General features: G+C 59.9%; 21 protein-coding genes and 2 tRNA genes. 6 read left to right on the top strand and 17 right to left on the bottom strand.

Annotated elements, in window-relative coordinates; translation table 11 throughout:
- Positions 1-32: 32 nt before the first annotated feature.
- The 8 genes from ACIQ39_RS04185 to folC all read right to left on the bottom strand — a co-directional run bounded on the left by ACIQ39_RS04185 (position 33) and on the right by folC (position 7,130).
- Positions 33-108, bottom strand: a tRNA-Glu gene (locus ACIQ39_RS04185).
- Positions 109-146: 38 nt separating this feature from the next.
- A tRNA-Ala gene (locus tag ACIQ39_RS04190) sits at positions 147-222 on the bottom strand.
- A gap of 77 nt (positions 223-299) precedes the next feature.
- Positions 300-1,724 carry a glutamate--tRNA ligase gene (gene gltX / locus ACIQ39_RS04195; protein ID WP_396433356.1) on the bottom strand — a complete coding sequence of 475 codons (1,425 nt, stop codon included), beginning with the start codon at positions 1,722-1,724 and terminating at the stop codon, positions 300-302.
- Between the two features lies 1 nt (position 1,725).
- Entirely contained in the window at positions 1,726-2,937 is a 1,212-nt protein-coding gene (locus ACIQ39_RS04200) for an O-succinylhomoserine sulfhydrylase (protein ID WP_396433357.1), read from the bottom strand.
- 9 nt (positions 2,938-2,946) lie between these two features.
- The gene (gene purF, locus ACIQ39_RS04205; protein ID WP_396433358.1) at positions 2,947-4,461 is read right to left on the bottom strand and encodes an amidophosphoribosyltransferase; all 1,515 of its coding nucleotides are present in this window, start codon (positions 4,459-4,461) and stop codon (positions 2,947-2,949) included.
- Between the two features lie 40 nt (positions 4,462-4,501).
- Complete coding sequence (locus ACIQ39_RS04210; RefSeq protein WP_396433359.1) at positions 4,502-4,990, bottom strand: CvpA family protein; 489 nt, start codon at positions 4,988-4,990, stop codon at positions 4,502-4,504.
- A gap of 7 nt (positions 4,991-4,997) precedes the next feature.
- A complete protein-coding gene (locus tag ACIQ39_RS04215) occupies positions 4,998-5,831 on the bottom strand; it encodes an SPOR domain-containing protein (RefSeq protein WP_396433360.1) in 834 nt (277 codons plus the stop codon).
- Between the two features lie 9 nt (positions 5,832-5,840).
- A complete protein-coding gene (gene folC, locus ACIQ39_RS04220; protein WP_396433361.1) occupies positions 5,841-7,130 on the bottom strand; it encodes a bifunctional tetrahydrofolate synthase/dihydrofolate synthase in 1,290 nt (429 codons plus the stop codon).
- 50 nt (positions 7,131-7,180) lie between these two features.
- Between folC and ACIQ39_RS04225 the strand changes: the two genes are divergently transcribed.
- From ACIQ39_RS04225 to argG, 4 genes are all read left to right on the top strand, one after another.
- Entirely contained in the window at positions 7,181-7,525 is a 345-nt protein-coding gene (locus tag ACIQ39_RS04225; RefSeq protein ID WP_396433362.1) for an arsenate reductase, read from the top strand.
- A 136-nt stretch (positions 7,526-7,661) separates the two neighbouring features.
- A complete protein-coding gene (locus ACIQ39_RS04230) occupies positions 7,662-8,426 on the top strand; it encodes a hypothetical protein (protein ID WP_396433363.1) in 765 nt (254 codons plus the stop codon).
- 194 nt (positions 8,427-8,620) lie between these two features.
- Entirely contained in the window at positions 8,621-8,947 is a 327-nt protein-coding gene (locus ACIQ39_RS04235) for a pyrimidine/purine nucleoside phosphorylase (RefSeq protein ID WP_396433364.1), read from the top strand.
- 392 nt (positions 8,948-9,339) lie between these two features.
- A complete protein-coding gene (argG, locus tag ACIQ39_RS04240; protein WP_396433365.1) occupies positions 9,340-10,680 on the top strand; it encodes an argininosuccinate synthase in 1,341 nt (446 codons plus the stop codon).
- Positions 10,681-10,859: 179 nt separating this feature from the next.
- Here the strand turns inward: argG and ACIQ39_RS04245 are convergent, their stop codons facing one another.
- The 5 genes from ACIQ39_RS04245 to murB all read right to left on the bottom strand — a co-directional run bounded on the left by ACIQ39_RS04245 (position 10,860) and on the right by murB (position 14,698).
- Positions 10,860-11,141: a type II toxin-antitoxin system RelE/ParE family toxin gene (locus ACIQ39_RS04245; RefSeq protein WP_396433366.1), complete on the bottom strand. Its 282-nt coding sequence runs from the start codon at positions 11,139-11,141 to the stop codon at positions 10,860-10,862.
- Positions 11,141-11,428 (bottom strand): CopG family ribbon-helix-helix protein, encoded by a 288-nt coding sequence (locus ACIQ39_RS04250; RefSeq protein ID WP_396433367.1) that lies wholly within the window; start codon positions 11,426-11,428, stop codon positions 11,141-11,143. Before ACIQ39_RS04250 ends, ACIQ39_RS04245 begins: the two co-directional genes overlap by 1 nt.
- 158 nt (positions 11,429-11,586) lie before the next feature.
- A complete protein-coding gene (locus ACIQ39_RS04255) occupies positions 11,587-12,846 on the bottom strand; it encodes a HipA domain-containing protein (RefSeq protein ID WP_396433368.1) in 1,260 nt (419 codons plus the stop codon).
- The gene (locus ACIQ39_RS04260) at positions 12,843-13,160 is read right to left on the bottom strand and encodes a helix-turn-helix domain-containing protein (protein ID WP_396433369.1); all 318 of its coding nucleotides are present in this window, start codon (positions 13,158-13,160) and stop codon (positions 12,843-12,845) included. The genes ACIQ39_RS04255 and ACIQ39_RS04260 overlap by 4 nt, the downstream gene beginning before the upstream one ends.
- A gap of 485 nt (positions 13,161-13,645) precedes the next feature.
- Complete coding sequence (gene murB, locus ACIQ39_RS04265; RefSeq protein WP_396433370.1) at positions 13,646-14,698, bottom strand: UDP-N-acetylmuramate dehydrogenase; 1,053 nt, start codon at positions 14,696-14,698, stop codon at positions 13,646-13,648.
- 41 nt (positions 14,699-14,739) lie between these two features.
- On the opposite strand from murB, the gene ACIQ39_RS04270 reads away from it, so the two are divergent.
- Positions 14,740-15,225, top strand: coding sequence for a YajQ family cyclic di-GMP-binding protein (locus ACIQ39_RS04270; RefSeq protein WP_396433371.1), 486 nt, complete (start codon positions 14,740-14,742; stop codon positions 15,223-15,225).
- Here ACIQ39_RS04270 and ACIQ39_RS04275 read toward each other — a convergent pair whose 3' ends face one another.
- The gene (locus ACIQ39_RS04275) at positions 15,226-15,972 is read right to left on the bottom strand and encodes a 2OG-Fe dioxygenase family protein (RefSeq protein WP_396433372.1); all 747 of its coding nucleotides are present in this window, start codon (positions 15,970-15,972) and stop codon (positions 15,226-15,228) included. It lies immediately after the preceding gene.
- Between the two features lie 163 nt (positions 15,973-16,135).
- On the opposite strand from ACIQ39_RS04275, the gene ACIQ39_RS04280 reads away from it, so the two are divergent.
- Complete coding sequence (locus tag ACIQ39_RS04280; RefSeq protein ID WP_396433373.1) at positions 16,136-16,588, top strand: hemerythrin; 453 nt, start codon at positions 16,136-16,138, stop codon at positions 16,586-16,588.
- Positions 16,589-16,590: 2 nt separating this feature from the next.
- Here ACIQ39_RS04280 and ACIQ39_RS04285 read toward each other — a convergent pair whose 3' ends face one another.
- The 3 genes from ACIQ39_RS04285 to ACIQ39_RS04295 are packed head-to-tail and all read right to left on the bottom strand — an operon-like array spanning position 16,591 to position 20,452.
- Positions 16,591-17,610 (bottom strand): methionine synthase, encoded by a 1,020-nt coding sequence (locus ACIQ39_RS04285; protein ID WP_396433374.1) that lies wholly within the window; start codon positions 17,608-17,610, stop codon positions 16,591-16,593.
- A gap of 53 nt (positions 17,611-17,663) precedes the next feature.
- Entirely contained in the window at positions 17,664-18,683 is a 1,020-nt protein-coding gene (locus ACIQ39_RS04290) for an LLM class flavin-dependent oxidoreductase (protein ID WP_396433375.1), read from the bottom strand.
- A gap of 53 nt (positions 18,684-18,736) precedes the next feature.
- Entirely contained in the window at positions 18,737-20,452 is a 1,716-nt protein-coding gene (locus tag ACIQ39_RS04295; protein ID WP_396433376.1) for a long-chain fatty acid--CoA ligase, read from the bottom strand.
- Positions 20,453-20,565 lie beyond the last annotated feature (113 nt).

The raw sequence follows: 20,565 nt of genomic DNA on the forward strand, positions 1-20,565 counted from the left end.
GCTGATGCAAACTGGCCAAGTGCTACAAAACTTGGCGACCCTACGGGGATTCGAACCCCGGTACTCACCGTGAAAGGGTGATGTCCTAGGCCTCTAGACGATAGGGTCATAACCTGGACGGATTCTTGCGAATCATCTCGACACTTTGGTGGAGGTAAGCGGGATCGAACCGCTGACCTCTTGCATGCCATGCAAGCGCTCTCCCAGCTGAGCTATACCCCCTTTGGAATACCGCTTGAACATTGCTGTTTGAGCAGAAGACCTCGTTGGTGTCGAGCCTCAAATTATAGACAGAAAATTCAGGCGTTTCTCAGTCTTTGCAGAATTTTTTCTCTTTTGCTCAAGGCCAGCACCGCATCCAGTGAGGGCGTCTGCGCCGTGCCCATGACCAAGACACGCACAGGCATGGCCAAGAGCGGCATCTTCAGGCCGGTTTCGGCCAAGGTCGCCTTGACCGCCGCCGCAATCGATGGCTTGTCCCAATCGCACACCGCCAACTTGTCGGCCAACAATGCCAGTGCGGGTTGAACGGCCTCGGTCACATGCAAAGCTTTTTCCTCGGGATGGGGCACCACGTCCACATAGAAGGCCGAAATCCACTTGGCCAACACCACCAGCGTGTCACAGCGGTCTTTGAACAAACCGCAGAGGGTGGCTAAGCGCTCGTCAGGCGTGACACCCAGTGGGGACAAAAAGGGCAAAACATGTTGGGCCAATGCCGCATCGTCCATGGCCTTGAGGTGCTGGGCATTGACCCATTTCAGCTTGGCTTCGTCAAACTGCGCGGCGCTGCGGCCCAGGTGGTCCAGATTGAACCAGTCGATGAACTGGGCACGGCTGAAAATTTCGTCGTCGCCGTGGCTCCAGCCCAAGCGGGCCAAATAGTTGACCATGGCGTCAGGCAGATAACCCTCGTCGCGGTAAGCCGTCACGGCTTTGGCGCCGTTGCGCTTGCTCATCTTCTCGCCCTGCTCGTTGAGCACGGTGGGCAGGTGGGCGTACACCGGTGGCTCTTGACCCAAGGCTTGGAAGATGTTGATTTGGCGCGGGGTGTTGTTCACATGGTCATCGCCGCGGATGACGTGCGTGATCTGCATGTCGATGTCGTCCACCACCACACAGAAGTTGTAGGTCGGCGTGCCATCGGGCCGGGCAATCACCAGGTCGTCCAACTCGTCGTTGCTGATCTCGATGCGGCCTTTGACCTTGTCGTCCCAAGCCACCACACCGCCGATGGGGTTTTTGAAGCGCAGCACGGGTTTGACACCTGCCGGGATGGCGGGCAAGCTTTTGCCCTCGGCAGGACGCCAGGTGCCGTCGTAACGGGGTTTTTCCTTGTTGGCCATTTGACGTTCGCGCAACGCGTCCAACTCGGCCACGCTCACGTAACAGGGGTAGACATGTCCGGCCGCGATCAAATCGGCCAGCACCGCTTTGTAGCGGTCCATGCGCTGCATTTGGTAAAAGGGGCCTTCGTCGTGGTTCAGTTCCAGCCAAGCCATGCCTTCGATGATCACATCCACCGACGCTTGTGTGGAGCGGTCCAAGTCGGTGTCTTCGATGCGCAAAATGAAGTCGCCGCCGGTGGCGCGGGCAAAGGCCCAGGGGTAGAGGGCCGAGCGGATGTTGCCCAGGTGGATGAAGCCGGTGGGCGATGGGGCAAAACGGGTTCGGGTGCGGGCACGCGTGGGGTTGCTGTCAGCAATGGGGAGCTTGTTCGTCATATCAAAGGGTGTCGAGGCCAAGGGACAGGTCTTTTTGCACGTCTTGGGGATGCTCCAAACCGACCGCCACACGGATCAGGCCTTGGCCAATGCCGGCGGCTTGGCGCTGGGCCTCGGTCAGGCGGCCATGCGAGGTGCTGGCCGGGTGGGCCACCAGGGTTTTGGTGTCCCCCAAATTGGTGGACAAGGACAGCATTTGCATCGCGTTGAGCACATGAAAGGCATGTGCCCGCGATTGCTCGGGGCTGTCGGCCTTCATGTCAAATGACACCACGGCCCCGCCCAAACCCGACATTTGGCGCATGGCCAAGTCGTGCTGCGGGTGACTGGCCAAGCCGGGGTAGTGCACGCGCGCCACGGCGGGGTGTTTCTCTAGCCACTCGGCCAGCGCCAGCGCACGTGCAGATTGGGCACGCATGCGCAAGTCCAGTGTTTCCAGCCCCTTCAAAACGACCCAAGCATTGAAGGGTGCCAAGCTCATGCCCCCGCTTTTGAGCACCGGCAAAAACTTCTCGGTGATCATTTGCTGCGAGGCGCACAGCGCCCCCGCCATCACGCGGCCTTGGCCATCAAGGTACTTGGTGCCCGAGTGCATGATGATGTCGGCCCCCATGGCCACAGGGCGTTGCAAAGCAGGCGTGGCAAAGCAGTTGTCCAGCGCCAACAAGGCACCCGCGTTGTGCGCCATGTCGGCCAGGGCTTGGATGTCGCACACCTCGGTCAAAGGGTTGGTGGGCGTTTCTGCAAACAAGAGCTGGGTGTTGGGACGGACCGCTGCTTGCCATTCCTTCAAATCGGTCTGCGAGACAAAACTCGATTCGACACCAAACTTGGCCAAATCAGAACCAATCAGCTTGATGGTCGAGCCGAACATGGAGCGCGAGCACACCACATGGTCGCCCGCCTTCAAAAGGCCCATGCACATCATCAAAATGGCCGACATGCCCGATGAGGTGCCCATCGCGGCTTCTGTGCCTTCCATGGCGGCCAAGCGCATTTCCATGCTGCTCACCGTGGGGTTGCCGTAACGGCCATAGGTGTAGCCCTCTTCGTCGCCCGCGAATCGACGCGCTGCGGCTTCGGCCGTGGGCTGCACGTAACCACTGGTCAGGTAAAGGGCCTCGGAGTTCTCGCCATACTGGCTGCGCTCGACCGCCGCACGCACGGCCAAGGTGTCAATGTGCAGGTCGTCAAATCGGTTGGATGCGGTCATGGTGGGAGCTCACACGCTGGCGTTGGGCAAGGCCAAACGCGAGTTGTCGTCATCGCCCTCTTCGGTTTGAGGGCGGGTTTGGTTCAAACGGTTGATGTCGTCGGCAGAGATATCGCCCGTCACGTACACGCCGTCAAAGCAAGAAGCGTCGAAATCCGACAGCGCACCGGCCGCATTGACACGCGCTTGGGCCACCGCGGTTTTCATGGCGTCCACGTCCTGGTATATCAAGGCGTCGCAGCCAATGATCTGTCGGATCTCTTCGATGCTGCGGCCATGGGCCACCAACTCTTGGCTGGTCGGCATGTCGATGCCATACACATTGGGGTAGCGCACAGGGGGCGCAGCGCTGGCCAGGTAAACCTTGCGCGCGCCCGCGTCTCGGGCCATCTGCACGATTTCTCGGCTGGTGGTGCCGCGCACGATGGAGTCATCGACCAGCAGCACGTTGCGGCCCTTGAATTCGCTCACGATGGTGTTGAGCTTTTGGCGCACCGACTTTTTGCGCACCGCCTGACCCGGCATGATGAAGGTGCGGCCCACGTAACGGTTTTTGACAAAACCCTCGCGGTAAGGAATGCCCAACAAATGCGCCAACTGCGTGGCACTGGGTCGGCTCGATTCTGGGATGGGAATGATCACATCGATGTCGCTGGGCGGCACCGTCGAGATGACACGCTTGGCCAAGGTTTCGCCCAAATTCAAACGGGCCTGGTAGACCGAGATGCCATCCATGGTGGAGTCGGGTCGAGCCAGGTACACATACTCAAAAATACAGGGGCTGAGCTGCGCTTTTTCAGAGCAAGCCTGCGTGTGCACCTGAGCGTTCAGATCCACAAAAATGGCTTCGCCCGGGGCCACATCGCGCTCAAACTGGTGCGCCGTGCCGTCCAGGGCCACCGATTCGCTGGCCAGCATGATGGAGCCGTCTTCACCACGACCCATGCACAAAGGGCGGATGCCGTGCGGGTCACGAAAAGCCACCAAGCCATGGCCCGCGATCAAGGCGATCACCGCATAAGAGCCTTTGACACGGCGGTTCACGCCGCGCACGGCCTCGAACACGTCCACGGGCTTGAGGGGCAAGCCGCGGGTGGTTTTTTCCAGTTCATGCGCCAACACGTTGAGCAAGACCTCGGAGTCGCTGTCGGTGTTGATGTGGCGGTGGTCGTTGGAAAAAAGCTCGGCCTTCAGCGCCTGCGCGTTGGTCAAGTTGCCGTTGTGCACCAACACCAAGCCAAAGGGTGCGTTGACGTAAAAGGGCTGGGCCTCTTCTTCGCTGAAAGCGTTGCCCGCCGTGGGGTAGCGCACCTGGCCCAAGCCGCAGTTGCCCGGCAAGCTGCGCATGTTGCGGGTGCGAAACACGTCGCGCACCATGCCCTTGGCCTTGTGCATGAAAAACTTGCGGTCCAGTTGCGTGACGATGCCCGCCGCGTCTTGGCCCCTGTGCTGCAGCAGCAACAAGGCGTCGTAAATCATCTGGTTGACCGGAGCGCTGCTGACAACGCCAACAATTCCACACATAGCTGTTTATCCGTTCAAAAATCGAAACACCCCAACGTCCTCAGGGCAAAAAATTCAACAGCGCTGGTGGCAGCATGGGCTTTAAGCCTTTGAGCATTGTGTCAAGCCACACCGGACCCACAGCGTTTTGCCACCAAGACCCAGATGCCATGCCCAGCAGCTGCAAAACCAACGTCAGCGCCAACAGCAATACCAATCCACGGGCCAAACCAAAAATCCCCCCCAAGGCCCGGTCTATCGGGCGCAAACCAACGGTTTCCACCAACTTTTTGACCAACCAAGACACCAGTCCTGCGGCAAAAAGAACGGCGATAAAAACCAATGCAAAACCCACCGCATATTGAACCTGGGTAGCCGCTTCATCCAAGTAGGGCAACAAACCCGCCACATCGACCGCAAACCATTGGGCCATGGCAAAGGCGACAACCCAACCCGCCAAAGACAGCACTTCATACACCAAACCACGCCAAAGACCCACCAACATGGAAGCCAGCAAGAGCCCCAACAAAATCAAGTCCGTCAGGGCCATTTGCACGTCAGAGCTTCAACACAGCGGGCGACAAATCGAGTCGCCGAATTTTGGCGGCGGCTTGGTCGGCCTCTTCGCGGCTGGCAAAAGGGCCCACGCGAATGCGGGTGGTGGGCTGGCTGGCCTTGCCGTCGATGACCTGGATGAAAGTGACCCAACCGGCTTGCTCCAACTTGCGCCGGACTTCACGCACCTTGGCAGGGTCTGTGAAAGCCCCAACCTGAACCACATGCCTTGTGGGGGCACTGGCACTGGCACTGGCACTGGCATTGGGTCTGGCGATGGGAGGGGGGGGCGTCCTCCCCTCCAACAGGGCGCGGGCTTTGCTGCCGTCGTCCCTTGGCTTGGATTCAGGCTTCGCAGGCTGCGGGGCTGCGGGCTTGACTGGCGACTTGGCTTCGTTTTTTTCAGCAAGTGCCTGAGGCTTGGCGGGCGCGGCGGGTGCGCTGAGTGCGGCTGGCGGCTGTGCTGGCACTCGCGAGGATGCACCCGGGTCGGAAGAAGGCAAGGCGACCTGCTCTTCGTTGTCGTCAAGGCCCGCTTGCGCAGGCAGCGCAGGCTTGCCAGGCGTCAGCGGCTGAACCGGGTCTTGGGCGGCACCACGCAAAGCGTCTGTCGGGTAGCGGTCAGGCATCAAAATGGGGGTGTCCACTGCAACCGGGCGCGGCTGGGTGTCAAACACCAGTGGAAAACCCACCACCGCCAAAGACACCAAGACCACGGCCCCCATCAAGCGGTGACGGGCTCGGCGTCGCAGCACTTCGATGCCTTCACCTGGGCTTGCGCCAAGGGCCTCTGACGAGGCATCTTGACCGGGGGAACGGAACTTGAAAAACGCCATGACAGGTGTTCAGGGGGTGAGGTGTTTGGCCAGCAAACGCGGGATGCCGTCTTTCAAAACACCGCCCACCGTGTAAAAAGAGCCAAAGACGACAATTCTATCAGCCGGGTCTGCCGCTTCGATGGCCGCCTGCAGGGCCGACAAGGGGTCTGCGTACACGCTGGACGCGGTGTCTGCACGGGTGTTTTGCGCCTGCCAGGCCTGCTGCAAATCCAAGGCTTTGGCCGCACGGGGCACGGGCAAATCGGTGAAATACCAACGGTCCACCATGGGGTTGACGCGCTGCAGCATGGCCAACAGGTCTTTGTCCGCCATGGCCCCCAGCACGGCATGGGTGGTGGGGTAAAAACCCATGGCATCCAGATTGACCGCCAGCGCCGCCACCGAATGGGGGTTGTGCGCCACATCCAGCACCAAAACCGGCTGGCCTGGCACGATCTGAAAACGCCCGGGCAACTCGACCATGGCCAAGCCATTGCGCACCGCTTGGGCGGTGACAGGAATGCGCTGGCGCAAAGCATCCAAGGCGGCCAACACGCCCGAGGCATTGATCAGCTGGTTGGCCCCGCGCAAAGCCGGGTAGGCCATGCCGCTGTAACGGCGCTCGCGCCCAGCCCAGGCCCATTGCTGCTTGTCGCCCGAAAAATTGAAATCCCGGCCAAACAACCAGACATCGGCTCCCAAGGCGGCCGCATGGTCCAACACGCTTTGCGGTGGCACCGGGTCGCTCACGATGACAGGCCGTCTGGCCCGCACGATGCCCGCCTTTTCAAAGCCAATGCGCTCGCGGTCTTTGCCCAAGATGGCGGCGTGGTCGATGTCGATGCTGGTGATCACCGCACAATCGGCGTCGATGATGTTCACCGCATCCAGGCGCCCACCCATGCCGACTTCCAAAATCGCCACGTCCAGATGGGCCTGAGCCATCATGTGCAAGATGGCCAGCGTGCTGAATTCAAAATACGTCAGGCTGACCTCGCCGCGCACCGCCTCCACGGCCGCAAAAGCAGCGGCAAACTCGTCGGTCGAGGCCGACTCGCCATGCAAGCGGCAGCGCTCTTCAAAACGCACCAAGTGGGGCGAGGTGTAGACCCCGGTGCGGTAGCCCGCTTGCAGCAAAACCGCCTCCAACATGGCGCAGGTTGAGCCTTTGCCATTGGTGCCCGCCACCGTGATCACGGGACAGTCAAAACGCAGCGCCATGCGGTCCGCCACGGTTTTCACGCGCTCCAAGCCCATGTCAATCGCCACGGGGTGCAGCTGCTCGCACCAGTCAAGCCATTCCTGTAAAGTCTTCATATGCGGCGATTGTCGCCCAGTCTGCTTCCATCCCATTTCTGCACGCCCCCATGGTCCTCATTGTTTACGGCATTCCCAATTGCGACAGCGTCAAAAAGGCCCGCACCTGGTTGGCCCAGCAAGGCCTGCAAGCGGCTTTTCACGATTTCAAAAAGCAAGGCGTGCCTGAAGCCGAGCTCGACCAGTGGCTGAGCGCGGTCGGCTGGGAGACCCTGCTCAACCGCAAAGGATCGACTTGGCGTCAGTTGGATGCTGAGCGACAAGCGGGCGTGACCGACCGTGCCAGCGCCAAGGCCGTCATGCTGGCGCATGCCAGCACCATCAAACGGCCTGTGATTGCATGGCCATCGGGCCGCATCACGGTGGGCTTTTTGCCAGAGCAATGGCCGACCTGAACCCTGAACTGCCGGATTTTTGATCTGTTTTGCATCGCAAACACCCTTGACTGTTACCCAACTTTACAAGCCGCACACACGCTTTTGACCACAGCTTGCCTACACTGAACGCACATTCACCACCGGGGAAACGCCCATGAAACAGCCCATCATCTCCACTGCCCTGCTGGTCATGGCCTTTTCGACCCATGGGGTGGTCACGGCCCAAGAGCTTGGCCAAGTCATCTCCCGCACTGCGGTTTACCAAGCTGTGGCTGTGCCTCGGCAAACCTGCGTACAGACCCCAGTGGCCGTGTCATCCACGTCAGGGGCTGGTGCCTTGATGGGAGCCATCGCTGGCGGGGCCATGGGCAATGCGGTGGGCGATGGCTCGGGCCGAGCTTTGGCCACCATGATCGGCATTGTGGGTGGTGCCATGGTTGGCGACCGGATCGAAGCGCCCAGCACCAGCCACAGCGTCAACCAGACCCACTGCAGCACGCAAACCGCCTACGAAAATCGCCTGGTCGCCTACAACGTGGTTTACGAATACGCAGGCAAACAATACAGCGCTCAACTGCCACAAGATCCAGGCCCCACCATCGCCCTGAGCATCACGCCACAAGTGCAGGACATGCGCAACCAAGCCCCGCCTGCGCCAGAGCAAGTCACCGTCATCACCCAGCCACCGCAAGTGGTGTACCTGCCCGCCCCTGTGTATGGCACGGCACCGGTGTACCACCCTGCGCCGGTGTATTGGCATGCCCCGGTTTACCGCAGCCGGCCATCCCTTCACACACACATCGACCTGAGCTGGCGTGCCAACCGACCGGTGGCTCGTCACCCCAGTCACCGCCATCCCTCTGATCGGCCACCCGGTGTTCGACACCCTCTTCGTGATGACCGCCAGTACTGGCGTTGAAATACCGCACCGATGCCTTTGACACCGGCCTTGGAAACAGCGGTGTCGGGGATCATCGCTTGACAAGCGCTTTGCTCAAGCCCATTGGCCAAAGTGGGGTGGCCTAAAATAGTGTGGTCTTAACCTGTGCGCGGCCTGCGTGCCGCGCTTTTTTGCGGGCGCTCTTACCCCGCCAACCTTTGTCTGTTCAGCCCATGACCACCCACACCATCGACGGCGTCTGCGTCAACACCCAAGCCAATGTTTACTTTGACGGCAAGTGCGTCAGCCACGGCCTGACCCTGGCCGACGGCACCAAACTGTCGGTGGGCGTGATCTTGCCCGCCACGCTGACCTTCAACACCGGCGCACCCGAGATCATGGAATGCGTGGGCGGCTCTTGCGAATACAAACTCGAGGGCAGCACCGAATGGGTCAAGTCCAGCGCGGGCGAACAATTCAGCGTGCCCGGCAACTCCAAGTTCGAGATACGTATTCCCGAGGGCGGCGAGCCCTACCACTACATCTGCCACTTTGCTTAAGCCGCTCGTCATTGCCCATGCCAGCTGTCGCCAAGCCCAGCCTGCGTCACCGCCAAGCCCAGCTTGCGTCATCGCAAGTGTCAGCCTGCGTCACCGCCAAGCCCAGCTTGCGTCATCGCAAGTGTCAGCCTGCGTCACCGCCAAGCCCAGCTTGCGTCATCGCAAGTGTCAGCCTGCGTCATCGCAAGTGTCAGCCTGCGTCATCGCAAGTGTCAGCCTGCATCACCGCCAAGCCCAGCTTGCGTCATCGCAAGTGCCAGCCAGCGTCACCGCCAAGCCCAGCTTGCGTCATCGCGAGCGAAGCGTGGCGATCCATGGGCCGCTTCGCTTTGCCCGCAGTGACGAAGTGACTGGGTCACATGAACGAACAAAATTGACTTGTTGAAAACCCCATGAGCACCATCTTGCAAAACCTGCCCAAAGGGCAAAAAGTCGGCATCGCCTTCTCGGGCGGCCTGGACACCTCGGCCGCCCTGCTGTGGATGAAACAAAAGGGCGCCCTGCCCTATGCCTACACCGCCAACCTGGGCCAGCCTGACGAAGCCGACTACAACGAAATTCCGCGCAAAGCGATGGCCTACGGTGCCGAAAAAGCCCGCCTGGTCGACTGCCGCACCCAGCTGGCCTATGAAGGCATTGCCGCCATCCAAAGTGGCGCCTTCCACATCTCCACCGGCGGCATCACCTACTTCAACACCACGCCACTGGGCCGCGCCGTCACCGGCACCATGCTGGTGGCCGCCATGAAGGAAGACGAGGTCAACATCTGGGGCGACGGCAGCACCTTCAAGGGCAACGACATCGAGCGCTTTTACCGTTACGGCCTGCTGACCAATCCGAGCCTGAAAATCTACAAGCCCTGGCTGGACCAGCTGTTCATCGATGAGCTGGGCGGCCGCGCCGAAATGAGCGCCTTCATGAGCGCCAACGGCTTTGGCTACAAGATGAGCGCCGAAAAGGCCTACTCCACCGACAGCAACATGCTGGGCGCGACCCACGAAGCCAAAGACCTGGAAAGCCTGCAAAGCGGCATGAAAATCGTCAACCCCATCATGGGCGTGGCGTTCTGGAAACCCGAAGTCGACGTCAAGGCCGAAGAGGTCAGCGTGCGCTTTGAAGAAGGCATGCCCGTGGCCCTCAATGGTGTGGCATACGCCGACCCGGTTGAGCTGTTCCTCAAAGCCAACGAAATCGGTGGTCGCCACGGCCTGGGCATGAGCGACCAGATCGAAAACCGCATCATCGAGGCCAAGAGCCGCGGCATCTACGAAGCCCCCGGCATGGCGCTGCTGCACATCGCCTACGAACGCTTGGTCACCGGCATCCACAACGAAGACACCATCGAGCAGTACCGCATGAACGGCTTGAAGCTGGGACGTTTGTTGTACCAAGGCCGCTGGTTTGACCCGCAGTGCATCATGCTGCGCGAAACCGCCCAGCGCTGGGTGGCCCGCGCCGTGACCGGCACCGTGACGCTGGAGCTGCGCCGTGGCAACGACTACAGCATCTTGAACACCGAATCACCCAACCTGACCTACGCCCCAGAGCGTTTGTCGATGGAAAAAGTGGAAGACGCGCCGTTCAGTCCGCTCGACCGCATTGGCCAATTGACCATGCGCAACCTTGACATCGTGGATACCCGCGCCAAACTGGGCATCTACGCGCACACCGGTTTGTTGTCGGTTGGGGAAGGCCCACACATCTACAAACTGGACGGCAACGGCAAGAAGTGATGCTTGTGATGTTCCAACAAAAAACGGCCTTTTGGCCGTTTTTTGTTGTCTTGCTTGTTTTGTGGACGTTCTCCGCCTTGTCACTGCGGCCAGCCGGCCCGCCTCATGCTCGCTTCGCTCGCCAAATCGGCTCGTCCGGCTGCCCGCAGTGACAAGGCTGCGTGATTGGCAACATCTGGTTAATTGGACGGCGGCCATTGCATGGCGGCATGCAGTACCCGAAGGACGCGGACATGTTCGCCCACTACGTCGTAAACCAGCAAGTAATTGGGGTGCACCACCAGCTCACGCGTTCCCATCACCCTGCCCTTTCGTCCCAAGCCCGGATGGTGGATCAAAAGCCAGGCTTTTTCCGAGAATATTTCATCCAATGCCAACGCCGCAGTGGGTTTGTCGGCTTCGATGTAGTCATAAATACCCTCCCGGTCCGCAATGGCCTCGGGTGTCCAAAACAAATCCATCAGCCAGCCGCTTCAAGCTTGCCGCGAGTGGCTGCACGACGCGCCGCGAATTGCGCCTCGACATCCGCTGCGGAAACCAGATTTCCGGCATTGGCCGAATCCAGTCCCGCCTGAACCTGCTGACGAAACCAGACCTCATGGTCGGTCGATGCTTGTTGTTGCAAAACAAATTCACGCATGAAATCACGGAGCAGTTGTGCACCGCTGCGATCCCGCCCTTTGGCCGCTAAAGTGAACTGCTCTTTCAATGATTCCTCGACTCGAAAGGTGAAGGTTGCATCACTCATATCAGCTCCATGTGTTACAAATAAAGTACATGGTAGCACTACACCAGAAATTCAGCGCCGTGCAGCCTTGCCCCAACCCGGTAAGCGTTTCAGCGGCAGGCCTTGGCCGTGGTGCTCAGAGAGCTCATGCCTTGGTGTCGTCGCTTTTGTTGAACCTGTCATGGCTGGGACATCGATGACGCGGCTCTGCTGTTCGCATCAATGATGGCCCCAATCCGCTCGATCAGCGCTCTTTCAGCGGAGGTCAGCGGGTATTGTCTGATAGCGGTGCTCACCGTTTTGTCCCAACACCTGCGCACATCTTTGGCCATTTTTCGAAACAAGGCCATGGTGGGTTTGAAAGCAAAACCACAGTCATGACAAAACGCTTTCCAGGAATGGACCCCGACCGTCTCGTAAGTGCTCTCATCACCGATGAACAATGCCAAATCATGGTCGCCATAGGCTTGCACACACATGAGGTCGTAAAAAGGCGCAAGCCCGTAAGCTTGGTTGTTGACCATCACTGAAATATTTTTGGCATGTGCATCGCTGTTGCCAATCAAGTAATTGAACATCACCCACCGCTGCACTGAAAGCAAGTCTTTGCCCGGCAGCTTCACATCACGAAAGGCTTTCACAATTTTGGGGAGACTCACGAAACCACCTTGCCGCTCGTACTTCCAGTCAGCACCCACGCTCAGCAACTGGCACGCATCAATCTGATGCAAACAGACCACCCCGGCACGGGTGATCCGGCGGTCATATCGCTGCACCAGATACACGGTCTCGGGCACCTGCAACAAATGAACAGGCGGTACGGGCAAACGCATCTCATGCGCCAACTTCATGCACAAATACTCGTTGATCGCACTCGGCTGGTACTTGTGCAGCCTCGAATCCGGTTTGGCAATGTGTGTGGTCGGCGCGCCGCCCACGCTGTTATACAAGACATCTCGCCGATCGTCGTAACGCAAGCCGACTTTGTCTTGCGCACCAGCCAGAGACATGCGCGTTTGGGCATTGGAAGTCAGCAACGGTTGGCCGCTGGCACGCGCCCTGACCCGTGCACTCAAGGTTTCTTGAGACAACTTGCTGTAAGTTTGCTGTGTGTCTGGTGCCTGTGCTTCTGGCAAAACAGAGAGCACGCCGGGCAATTCAGCTCCCAACTCGCCCATCAGTTCGAAGGTGTTGGCGTTGCGAATCGGCATCTGACTCAAGACTTCGTCCAGCGGTGTGCCTTCGGGCAACAAATTCGCAAAGAACGTCTTGACCGCGTCGCCTCTGAAGGGCTCGGTCCGCAATTCAAACTGAGGGGCCAACGGAAATGCAGCCTCATCCTGAACCCACTGCACGTCGTATTGAAAAAAGTACTGCGCCGCCTCATGCCCCAACCACCCTACAGGCTGGGCATTGGCCCACACACGCAGCCTGATCATGAGGGTTCACCTTGGGCGGTGACGATCCGATCGTCTGACACCCCAAAGTCAGGCCGCCCAATCGCACGGGCCGGGTGCTGCCCCAAGACTTGCGCTTGAGGCAAGCCCATAAGGTCCAGGCTCAGCCCCAAACCATGGATCAGTCTCACGAGCTTGCCCAAGCTGCAGTTTTGCGGGGCAGACTCTGCATCGCGAATAAAAGAAGCGCTCACCCCGCAAACCGACGCAGCCTCTTCACGTGAAAGCTTTTGACGTTTGCGCTCGATTTCCAGCACTTTGGCCAACTCACTCAGATTGGACTCTTCAATGATCATATTTTGACCTCATGGGGTCATACTGTGACAGAAAACAGATGCCATGTCGATAATTTATCCTCATGAGGTCAAATTTCAAAATATTTCCATGTCTGCGATCTTATTTGACCTCATAAGATCAAAAAACCACCCACATTTACAGGTAAAGCAGCCAAGACCCGTCTCTTGATCCGGCCATGTGAAGTTTGCAGGTGCCCTGGCTCAATCCCCAGCTGGGTCATCTCGGCCTTGTTTTTTTACCATCCCGGCCTTGAGATGGGATCCAGTGCATGCTGCCGATTTTTCAAAGGGGCCATGGTGCGCACTGGATCCCGGGTCTTCACCCGGGATGACAATGGTTTCATGGATATTGCAACTTCATCGGGCTGGAGCAATAGCCCCGTGTAGGGGCCTGAGCAGATCGGCCGATTTGGCGAGCGAAGCGAGTACGAGGTTGGCCGTTCGGGCCACAAACCGGTGCGGCGAAGCACCACAAACGCCCAGAATCAAATCACCACAGGCTCAGGCTCCAGCCGAATGCCAAAGCGCTCGTACACACTGGTTTGAATGGCTTTGGCCAGGGTCATCACCTCGCCCCCGGTGCAGGGGTTCTCGCGTCCACCCCGATTGACCAGCACCAGCGCCTGTTTTTCATAGACCCCGGCATGGCCCACGCTCTTGCCTTTCCAACCGCAGGCGTCGATCAACCAGCCGGCCGCCAGCTTGATGCTGCCGTCGGGCATTGGGTAATGCACCACTTTCGGGTCGCGGGCGATGATGTCGGCGCATTGTTCGGGCGTGACCGTGGGGTTTTTAAAAAAACTGCCCGCGTTGCCAATCACCGCCGGGTCGGGCAGTTTGGCCCGGCGAATGGCCACCACCCAGTCAAAAATTTGCCGCGCATCGGGGCTGTGCATGCCGGTCTCGGCCATCTTGCGTTGCAGGTCCAGGTAGGCCAGCTCGGGTTTCCAGCGCTTGGGCAGCGCAAAACGCACGCGCAAAATCACCGCCCGCCCGGCCAAGCCCAAACCCTCGGCTCCAGAAGAAGCGTGTTTGAACACCGAATCGCGGTAGCTGAAGCCGCATTGCGCGGCATTCAGGCTGAACAATTCGCCGGTGAACAGGTCCATGGCGTCGAGCGAGTCAAAGCGGTCTTGCAGCTCCACGCCGTAAGCGCCAATGTTTTGCACGGGCGATGCGCCCACGGTGCCGGGGATCAGGGCCATGTTTTCCAGGCCCGGATAGCCGTGGTCCAGCGTCCAGACGACCAGTGCGTGCCAGTCCACGCCCGCGCCCGCCTCGATCACCCAGTGTTTGTCGGTCTCATGGGCCAGGCGAATGCCCGGCACCTCGACCTTGAGCACCAAGGCTTTCACGTCACCGGTCAGCACGATGTTGCTGCCGCCCCCCAGCACTTGACGCGGCCAAGTGGCCAGGTGCGGGTCGGCCAACAGCGCCAGCAAATCGGCCTCTGAGTGCACCCGCAGCAACGCCTGGGCCTTGGCGGCGATGCCGAAGGTGTTGTAAGGCTGCAGCGGGACATTTTTCTCAAGGAACATGGGAGAATTGTCGCACTCTCAACACTCGGATTTTCACCACCATGCCCTCGTTTGACACCGTTTGCGAACCCAATATGGTCGAAGTGCGCAATGCCGTCGACACCTCTGCCAAAGAGATCGGCACCCGTTTTGACTTCAAAGGCACGTCTGCGGCCATTGAACTCAAGGACAAAGAGATCACCATGTTCGGTGACGCCGAGTTTCAGCTCACGCAAGTCGAAGACATCCTGCGCAACAAACTGACCAAGCGCAATGTGGATGTGCGTTTTTTGGACATTGGCAAAGTCGAGAAAATCGGCGGCGACAAGGTCAAGCAGGTGGTCAAGGTGAAAAACGGCATCGAGACCGAAGATGCCAAAAAGATCACCCGCCTCATCAAGGACAGCAAGATCAAGGTTCAAGCATCCATCCAGGGCGATGCGGTGCGCGTGAACGGTGCCAAGCGCGATGACCTGCAAGCCGCCATGGCCCTGCTGCGCAAAGACATGACCGAGTTGCCACTGTCCTTCGACAACTTCCGCGATTGATCAGGGCGCTGGGTCGTCCAAAAAACCGCCCGAGCGCAGCGTGACCACCAAGGTGTCGCGCCAGCCGCCCGGTTGTTCGGGTTGGATGGGGGTGGTTTCATGAATCACGCGGCTGTCGTCCAGCAGCAGCACCGACCACGGCTCGCTCAAGGTGAAACGCTGTCCACGCGGGCTGTCCATGTCAAACACCCGGGTTTCGCCGCCCTTGATGCCCTGGCGTCCCACCAAAAACACCGCCACCCAGTTCACGCCATCGCGGTGCGCCCCCTCGGGTGTGGGTCGGCCAATGCCGTCAGTGGTGTCGATGCGGAACTGGTGCGCTTCAGTGAACCAGGTTTGCGGGCCTTGCGCCGCAGAGGCCACATGACCGAGCCAACACAGCAATTTTTGCCAAGCGGCTTGCTGCACCACCTCGGGCGACATCGGCTCAAACCAGCGCTGCATGCCGCCGTGCAAAGCGTTGTAAGACAGGGGTTGCCAATGCGCCCGGTGCGGTACCGCCTGCACCTCTTGGCCTGTCAATTCAAAACTGGCATGACGGCGGCGGCGGTAACGCCCACCGTCCTTGAGGTGCTGGTCGGCTGGCAAATCGTTCCAGCTCGGCTCCAGCGCTTGCAAGTCCGCGATCGAGACACCCGCCAAAGCGCCAACACTTGTGGCGTCGAGCACCGCAAAGCCTTGCACGGCCAAAGTGGCCTGGAGTTGATCGGGTGCGGTCAAAGGGGGCAGCAGCGTTGATTGGGGCATGAAAACGTCCAGGAGATCAGGCAAAGGACGCAAGCATAACGCCCCGCCGATCCTGGCCTCAGCAGATGGCGCAGAGCAAGGCTTTTCCATCCTCAAGCCTGACCTGCGTCAAAGTCCGCAGTCCATTGGCACCCTAAGCTGGGGCATCAGAAAAGGACCGACGATGAGCAGATTGCAATGGAGCGACGCCTTGTCGCTGGACATGCCCGGCATGGACGATGGGCACAAAACCTTGGTCAGCTTACTGGACCTCGCGCATGAAGCCCCCGATCCGGTTTTGGCATCACGCTGGCGCGATCTGGTGCAACACACCGCCCGCGTTTTTGAGCGGGAAGAGCGCTGGATGCACATGACGCAATTTTCTTCCGACCACATCCACAGCACGCAACACAAGGTGGTGTTGAAAGTCATGCAAGAGGGCCTGCGCTTGGGCGAATCTGGCGACTTGGCACCGATCCGCAACATGGCGGCCGAATTGGGGCAATGGTTTGCCAAGCACACCCAATCCATGGATGCCGCACTGGCCCTGCACCTGCGCCGGGTCGGCTATGACCCGGTCACGGGCGTGCTCAGCATGCCCGATGACATCGCCCTGGAGGACTGCGCTCAGTCCTGAATTCAAGCGTAACGCTGGCTGGCCAGTTTCGCGCCTTCGGCCAGGGCCTTGAGTTTGGCCTCGGCCACAGCGCGGCTCATCGGGGCCAAGCCGCAGTTGGTGCACGCAATCAGGCGGTGCTTGGGTACGAACTGCAAAGCGCGACCAATCGTGTCGGCGATTTCTTCGGCGGTTTCGATGGCCGGATTGGCCACATCGATCACGCCCACCATCACGTCTTTGCCTTCCAGCAGTTTCATCATCTCCATCGGCACATGCGAGTGCATGCACTCCAGGCTCACTTGCTGGATGCTGCTCTTGGCCAAGGCTGGGAAGACTTTTTCATACTGACGCCATTCGTCGCCCAGCGTCTTTTTCCAGTTGTTGTTGGCCTCAATGCCGTAGCCGTAGCAAATGTGCACGGCGGTGGTGCAGCTCAGGCCGCGCGCGGCGATCTCCAGCGCCTGCACGCCCCAGTCGGCGGCCTCGTCCATGTAGACGTTGAAGGCCGGTTCGTCGAACTGGATGATGTCCACGCCATCGGCCTGCAGCGCCAGTGCTTCTTGGTTGAGCAACTCGGCAAAGGCCATGGCCATCTTGACCTTGTCGCCATAAAAGCGGTCGGCCACGGTGTCCACAATCGTCATCGGGCCAGGCAAGGTGAATTTGAGTTTTTTCTTCGTGTGGGCACGCGCCAGTTGCGCTTCAAAGGCGTGCACACGGCCCCTCAGGCGCAGCGGGGCTACCACCTGTGGCACCTGCGCGTCGTAGCGGTTGTTGCGGATGCCCATGGTGACCTTGTTCACAAAATCGATGCCCTCGACCTGCTCGACAAAGCCATGCACAAAGTGCTGGCGGGCTTGTTCGCCGTCACCAATCACGTCCAGCCCTGCATCTTCTTGCGCTTTGATCCAGAGCAGCGTGGCGTCGGCTTTGGCTTGCTGCAACTCGGGGCCTTGGCTGGTCCACTGGGGCCAGAGTTTTTCGGTCTCGGCCAACCAAGAGGGTTTGGGCAAACTGCCAGCGATCGCGGTGGTGAACATGAAAAAAGTCCTTGGATCAAACAACAAAATCGAAAAAAATTTGCGCCCGAAAATCAGACCACCACGGTTGCCGCCAGCGCAAATTCTTGCGCCAGCAATTCGTAAGACCGGCATTGGGCCGCAGGGTCGTGTGTCCAGGTGATGAGCACCAACTCATCAACCTGCAGGCGCGCTGCCAGTTGGCGCAGTTTGCGCCCCACGGTGGCGGCCGAGCCGATCAAGGCCCCTTCTCGCAGGCGCTCTAGTGCAAACTGCTCGGCCGGGCTGTAGTCACGGGCCGCTTCTTCAGGCGACAAGAGCACGCCAATGCGGCCCAGGTTGCGGTCCATCTTCCAGCGGGCCCGGCTCTCGAAAAGACGCAGCGCTTCTTCATCGGTGTCGGCAGCCAAGGCCCAGACGCACAGGGCGGCGTGGGGCTTTTGCAGCGCCTCACTGGGACGAAAAGTCTCACGGTAAATCTGCAGGGCGTCATCTTCGCCCTGCCCGTCGGTGATGAAGTACGCAAACGCATAGGGCAGACCCAAATGCGCCGACAGTTGCGCGCCATAGTCTGAGCTGCCCAGCATCCACACGGCAGGTGCAGTCTCTGACAGCGGGTAGGCAAACACGTTGTGCCCCGGGTGCCCGGGCGGCAAGTTTTGCCCATTCACCCAAGCCTGCAATTCCATGACCTGCTGCGGAAATCGTTCGGAGGCATTGCGATCAGGGTTGAGCAATTGCGCGGTGCGCCCGTCGCTGCCCGGAGCGCGCCCCACACCCAAGTCGATGCGGCCCGGCGCCAGCGCATCCAGCACCCGAAACTGCTCGGCCACCTTGAGCGCCGCGTAGTGCGGCAGCATCACGCCCGCGCTGCCAATGCGGATGCGTTGTGTGCGGGCGGCAATCGCCGCCATCAACACCTCGGGCGCACTGCCCACGATGCTGGGGTGGCTGTGGTGCTCACTCACCCAGAACCGGTGGTAGCCCCAGGCCTCGGCTTTTTCGGCCAAAGCCAGGGTCTGGCGAACAGTGGCGTCTTGGCCGCGCCCTTCGGCAGCGGCAGATTGGTCGAGGATGGAAAGTGTCAGGCTCATTCAAGATCAAGGTCGGTTGTAGGCAATGGGGGTGCGCGTCGTTTGGCCCCCACTCAAGCGCCTTTGGACGAATGCAATGCCGCCACTTCGGCTTCTTGCAGCGCCCGCCACATGACTTTGCCGCTGCCACTTTTGGGCAGTGCATCGACAAAACTGACAGCGCGGGGTATTTTGTAAACCGCCATGTTCTCACGGCACCAGTCGATGATGTCTTGCTCACTCACCACAGCCTGCTGGCCTTGGCGCAAGACCACCACCGCCTTGACCGACTCGCCCCGGTAAGCGTCGCGCATGGCGATGACGCAAGCCTCTTGGATGGCCGGGTGGCGAAACATGAGCGCCTCCACCTCGGCGGGCCAGACCTTGAAACCGCTGGCATTGATCATGCGTTTGAGGCGGTCGGTCATGAAATAGTAACCCTCCTCGTCCACCCGGCCCATGTCGCCCGAGCGGAAGTAGCGCAGCCCATCGCGCTCAAAGAAGGCTTCAGCCGTGGCTTCAGGCCTTTTCCAATAACCCTTGAACACCTGCGGCCCGCTGATCGCGATTTCGCCCGACTCGCCAATGGGCAAATCGGCCAGGGTCTCGGGGTCAATGATGCGCGAATGCACGCTCAAGAAAGGGATGCCCAGGCACTGCTTCTTGGGCGCATCGGGCGGGTTGGTGTGCGAAGGAGCCGCCGTTTCGGTCAGGCCGTAGCCCTCGATGTAGCGCAGCCCGAATTGGTCCAACAAACGCTGTGCCACCGCCTCGGGCATGGCCGCGCCACCGCCGCCAATGTAGACCAAGCTGTTCAGGTCGTAACGGTCCATGTTTGGGCTGCCCAACAAATCAATCACCATGGTGGGGATGTTGGTCCAGTGCGTCACGTGCCATTTGGAAATCAAATGCCCCGCCACATCGCGGTCCCAGCGCGGCATGATCACCAAACTGGCTCCCAAGTAAATGCTGGCGTGCATCACGCTGACCATGCCAGTGATGTGGAACATGGGCACCACACACAGGCTCACGTTTTCGGGCGTGCCATTGCCCCACAGGCCGCTGGCCATGGCGTTGTGCATGATGCTGCCATGCGTGTGCATGCAGCCTTTGGGCAGCCCGGTGGTGCCACTGGTGTAGGGCAGCACCGCCAAGTCTTCGCTTTTGGCTTGCGTTGCGGGCAAAGCCTGCGCAGCTTGGGCCATCACATCGGCCCACGCATGCACCTGGCCCGACTGCAAACCCGGCAGTTCCCGCTGGGGCAACAGCCACGTGGCCCAAGCCTCTGGCATCTCTTCAGGGCTGACCGCAGCGGGGTTAAAGACATCGGTGAACTGCGTCACCAGCACATGTTTCAGGCGCTGGTCAGCGGGCAAGGCATCGCTGGCCTTGACCAACTCAGGTGCCAAATCCGCCGTGGTCACCGCCACCCGGGTGTCCGGGTCGGTGATGTAGTGCTGGAGCTCCTGCGCGCGGTTCATCGGGTTCACCGGCACCACCACCGCATCGATGCGCAAAATCGCAAAGTGAGTAATTACCCACTGCGGACAATTCTGCATGTCCAACACCACCCGGTCACCGGCTGTCACGCCCAAAACTTGCAGTTGTCCAGCCAAACGCTCGGCACTGGCCAATATCTCACGGTATGTCCAGACCTGGCCCATGAAAACCAGCGCGGTTTTGTCGGGGTAACGCAAGGCACTGATCGCCAAGTTCATCCACAAAGACGCGGCAGGTGCATTAATTTTGACGGGCAGTCGGGCAGGCCAGACGGCAGCGTGGGCAGTCATTGAGGGTCTCCTGTGATGTAGGGCCATGTTACTTGGGTGGTTCGAGTGCAGCGACACCCTGTTAGTCGCAAGCGGGACCGGACCAGATGCGCAAGAAGCGCCCAACAGAGACA

Source organism: Limnohabitans sp. (assembly GCF_044361645.1).
Lineage (GTDB): Bacteria > Pseudomonadota > Gammaproteobacteria > Burkholderiales > Burkholderiaceae_C > Limnohabitans_A.